The following is a 3,914-nucleotide window of genomic DNA, read 5'->3' on the forward strand; positions in this document are numbered from 1 at the left end:
CGCGGGCACCGGCGGGCGCCGGGTCATTCGCGCCGCGCGCCATGGGCGGCCGCCGCGCGCCGCCCGTTGCCCTCCGCGCGCCGGTCAGCCCAGCGGCTCGTCCCCACGCACCAGGACCCAGACCGCCTTGCCCTCGGCCGTCGCCTCGAACCCCAGGTCGTCGGCCATCTCCCGCAGCAGCCACAGGCCCCGGCCCGCCTCGGCCGTCCAGTCGGGCAACGTGATGACGGGCAGCGTCGCCGACCGGTCGTGCACCGCGACCCGCACCGTGTCCCCACCCCTGTCCCCGTCCGAGGTCAGCTCCAGACGACAGCGCGGATCGGGGACATGGCGCGCCACGTTGGACAGCAGCTCGGTGACCCCGTGCAACACCACCTCCGTCACCCGGGGCGACTGCTCCCACTCCCGCATCGCCGCCGACGCCAGCCGCCGGAAGCGCGCCAGGTCCTCCCTGCGGGCGGTCAACAGCCAGCTCTGGCCGCGCCGTCGGGCGCCGGTCTCCTCGCTGGTGAGCCTCGTTGGCATCGTGAACCCTCCGGTCTTGCCACGGAAGTCGGGGACGACTGCGCTGCGTTGTGTCTCGCACCCTGCCCCTCACGCGTGGCAGTCGGCAAAGAGTTCAGCCGCACGTGTGCCGTTCATATCACTCGATGGGGTGGTCGAGTTGACGAACCCTCAGCTTGTGGGTCGGGGTCCGCGCTGGTGGTCGGCGTCCGGGTAACCGGCGGTGGTGATCTGCGCGTTCCAGTCGTTCCCGAGCGCCGCGTGAGCAGAGCGTAGTGCGACTCGCCGGCGCGCTCCAGGGAACGCGCGGTGCCGTCCGGTTCCCGGCTCCAGCGCGCGGTCGCCAGCAGGCTGGCCGTGGTGAACGCCCCCGCCAGCAGCGCGGGGCGGGGATCGTCCGGCGGCAGGCCCCGGCGGACCCGGATGACCTCGGCGATCTCGGGGTGATGCTCCGCGTACAGCCGCAGGCACAGCACCCGCGCCCGCTCGTCCCTGCCCACCACCCGCAGCGCGCGCAGGGCGAGTTGACGCCCGGGCTCGGGCGCCGTCCGCAGCGCCGCCGCCATCGTCCGACGCAGGCTCAGCAACGGACCCTCCGTCGCTGGACGCCGGTCCAGCTCGCTGCGGAAGACGCCGTGCAGCAGGCGCAGCGGCTCCAGGACGACGTCCTCCTTGCTGGGCAGATGGCGGAAGAAGGTCCGCTCGGACACCTCGGCGCGGCGCGCTATCCCCTGCACCGTGGTCGCCTCGTAGCCGTGGGCGAGGAACAACTCAAGCCCCGTGTCGAGGAGTCGCTCGTGGACCCGACGCCACCTGCGCTCTCTTAAGCCGATGGGAGACCGCTCTCCCGCTCCGTCCGCTGTCATGTTCGCATCGTAGGCGGCGCGCCTGTCGGGGCGACTGTCGGTGCCTCCTGCCAGAATGCACAGCGCGGCGCAGGGCGCGCCGGGAAAGCGGAGCGAGATTGTGAACGAGCCTGTCGCAGGCCGGTCCGTCGAGGGCCGGATCGCCGAGGAGCTGGGCGTCCGGGAGGGGCAGGTGAGCGCGGCGGTCGAGCTGCTGGACGGCGGCTCGACGGTGCCGTTCATCGCGCGCTACCGCAAGGAGGCCACCGGCGCGCTGGACGACACCCAGCTGCGCACCCTGGAGGAACGGCTGCGCTACCTGCGGGAGTTGGCGGAGCGGCGCGAGGCGATCCTGGAGTCGATCAGGTCCCAGGGGAAGCTCGACGACGCCCTCGCCGCCCGCATCCAGGCCGCCGACACCAAGGCCAGGCTGGAGGACATCTACCTCCCCTACAAGCCCAAGCGGCGCACCAAGGCCCAGATCGCCAGGGAGGCCGGCCTGGAGCCGCTGGCCGACGGCCTGCTCGGCGATCCCACGGTGGTGCCGGCGGCGGCCGCGGCCGCGTTCGTCGACGCCGAGCGCGGGGTGCCGGACGCCGAGGCGGCCCTCGCCGGCGCCCGCGCCATCCTCACCGAGCGCTTCGGGGAGGACGCCGACCTCCTGGGCGAGCTGCGCGAACGGATGTGGAACGGCGGCCGGTTGGTCTCCAGGGTCAGGGAGGGCAGGGAGGCGGCCGGCGCCAAGTTCGCCGACTACTTCGACTTCGCCGAGCCCTTCACCGAGCTGCCCTCCCACCGGGTGCTGGCGATGTTCCGGGGCGAGAAGGAGGAGATCCTGGAGCTGACCCTGGAGCCCGAGCCGTCCGACGACGAGGCGCCCGCCGGGCCCACCGCCTTCGAGCGGGCCATCGCCCACCGCTTCGGCATCGTCGACCGGGGCCGCCCCGCCGACGCCTGGCTGGCCGAGACCGTCCGCTGGGCCTGGCGCACCCGCATCCTGGTGCACCTGGGCATCGACCTGCGCTCCCGGCTGCGCACCCGGGCCGAGGACGAGGCGGTCGCCGTCTTCGCGGCCAACCTCCGCGACCTGCTGCTCGCCGCCCCCGCCGGCACCCGGCCCACCATGGGCCTGGACCCGGGCCTGCGCACCGGCGTCAAGGTCGCCGTCGTCGACGCCACCGGCAAGGTCGCCGCCACCGAGACGATCTATCCGCATGTCCCGCACCGCCGTTGGGCCGAGTCGCTCGACACCCTGGCCGCCCTCGTGAAGGCGCACGGCGTCGAGCTGATCGCCATCGGCAACGGCACGGCCTCCCGCGAGACGGACAAGCTGGCCGGCGAGCTGATCGCCCGGCTCGGCGACGCCAAGCTCACCACCATGGTGGTCTCCGAGGCCGGCGCCTCGGTCTACTCGGCCTCCGCCTACGCGGCCAGGGAGCTGCCCGAGCTGGACGTCTCGCTGCGCGGCGCGGTCTCCATCGCGCGCCGGCTCCAGGACCCGCTGGCCGAGCTGGTCAAGATCGACCCGAAGTCCATCGGCGTCGGCCAGTACCAGCACGACCTCTCCGAGGTGAAGCTCTCCCGCTCGCTGGACGCCGTGGTCGAGGACTGCGTCAACGGCGTGGGCGTGGACGTCAACACGGCCTCCGTGCCGCTGCTGGCCCGGGTCTCCGGCATCGGCACCACCCTCGCGGAGAACATCGTGGCCCACCGCGACAGCAACGGCCCGTTCACCGGCCGCGCCGCGCTGCGCCAGGTGCCTCGGCTGGGGCCCAAGGCGTTCGAGCAGTGCGCCGGATTCCTGCGGATCAGGGACGGCGATGACCCGCTGGACGCCTCCGCCGTGCACCCCGAGGCGTACCCGGTGGTGCGCCGCATGGTGAAGGCCACCGGCGGCGACGTCGCCTCCCTGGTGGGGAACGGCTCGGCCCTGCGGGCGCTGCGCCCGGCCGACTTCGTGGACGACACCTTCGGGCTGCCCACGGTCACCGACATCATCAGGGAGCTGGAGAAGCCGGGCCGCGACCCACGGCCCGCCTTCCGCACCGCCCGCTTCAGGGAGGGCGTCGAGTCGCTGGGGGACCTGGAGCCGGGGATGACCCTGGAGGGCGTGGTCTCCAACGTCGCCGCGTTCGGCGCCTTCGTGGACGTCGGCGTCCACCAGGACGGGCTGGTCCATGTCTCCGCGATGTCGCGGAAGTTCGTCTCCGACCCGCGCGAGGTCGTCAAGCCGGGGGACATCGTCACGGTCAAGGTGCTGGACGTGGACGTCCCGCGCAAGCGCATCTCGTTGACGCTGCGGCTGGACGACGAGCCCGCCAGGGGCGGGGAGCGCGCGGAGCGCGGCGGCGCGCCCCGGCAGCGGGACCGCAGGGGCGGCGGCGCGCCCCGGGGGAGCGGGGGCAACGGCGGACGACGCGCCGGCGGGCAGCGGGCCGGCGGCCCCCCGCCGGCGAACAGCGCGATGGCCGACGCCCTGCGCCGCGCCGGCCTGGTGCGCCCCGAACGCAAGGGGCGCTGACAACGACCCTTCCCCGCGCGTCCGTTGACGCACACGAGACGGCC

Annotated in this window: 3 protein-coding genes; 1 reads left to right on the plus strand and 2 read right to left on the minus strand. The window is 74.0% G+C overall.

Annotation, left to right across the window (positions count from 1 at the left end):
• Nucleotides 1-84: 84 nt before the first annotated feature.
• Together EBN88_RS28965 and EBN88_RS28970 are read right to left on the minus strand one after the other, a co-directional pair.
• Complete coding sequence (locus tag EBN88_RS28965) at nucleotides 85-525, minus strand: ATP-binding protein (RefSeq protein WP_122399970.1); 441 nt, start codon at nucleotides 523-525, stop codon at nucleotides 85-87.
• Between the two features lie 113 nt (nucleotides 526-638).
• Nucleotides 639-1,370: a TetR/AcrR family transcriptional regulator gene (locus tag EBN88_RS28970; protein WP_122399971.1), complete on the minus strand. Its 732-nt coding sequence runs from the start codon at nucleotides 1,368-1,370 to the stop codon at nucleotides 639-641.
• 100 nt (nucleotides 1,371-1,470) lie between these two features.
• On the opposite strand from EBN88_RS28970, the gene EBN88_RS28975 reads away from it, so the two are divergent.
• Nucleotides 1,471-3,870, plus strand: a complete 2,400-nt coding sequence (locus EBN88_RS28975) for a Tex family protein (protein WP_233581091.1) — start codon at nucleotides 1,471-1,473, stop codon at nucleotides 3,868-3,870.
• Nucleotides 3,871-3,914: the final 44 nt, after the last annotated feature.

Source organism: Streptomyces triticirhizae (genome assembly GCF_003696235.1).
Lineage (GTDB): Bacteria > Actinomycetota > Actinomycetes > Streptomycetales > Streptomycetaceae > Streptomyces > Streptomyces triticirhizae.

Coding starts and splice junctions, on each gene's coding strand:
- EBN88_RS28970 (WP_122399971.1), bottom strand. CDS start 1,370: ATGACAGCGGACGGAGCGGGAGAGCGGTCTCCCATCGGCTTAAGAGAG.
- EBN88_RS28965 (WP_122399970.1), bottom strand. CDS start 525: ATGCCAACGAGGCTCACCAGCGAGGAGACCGGCGCCCGACGGCGCGGC.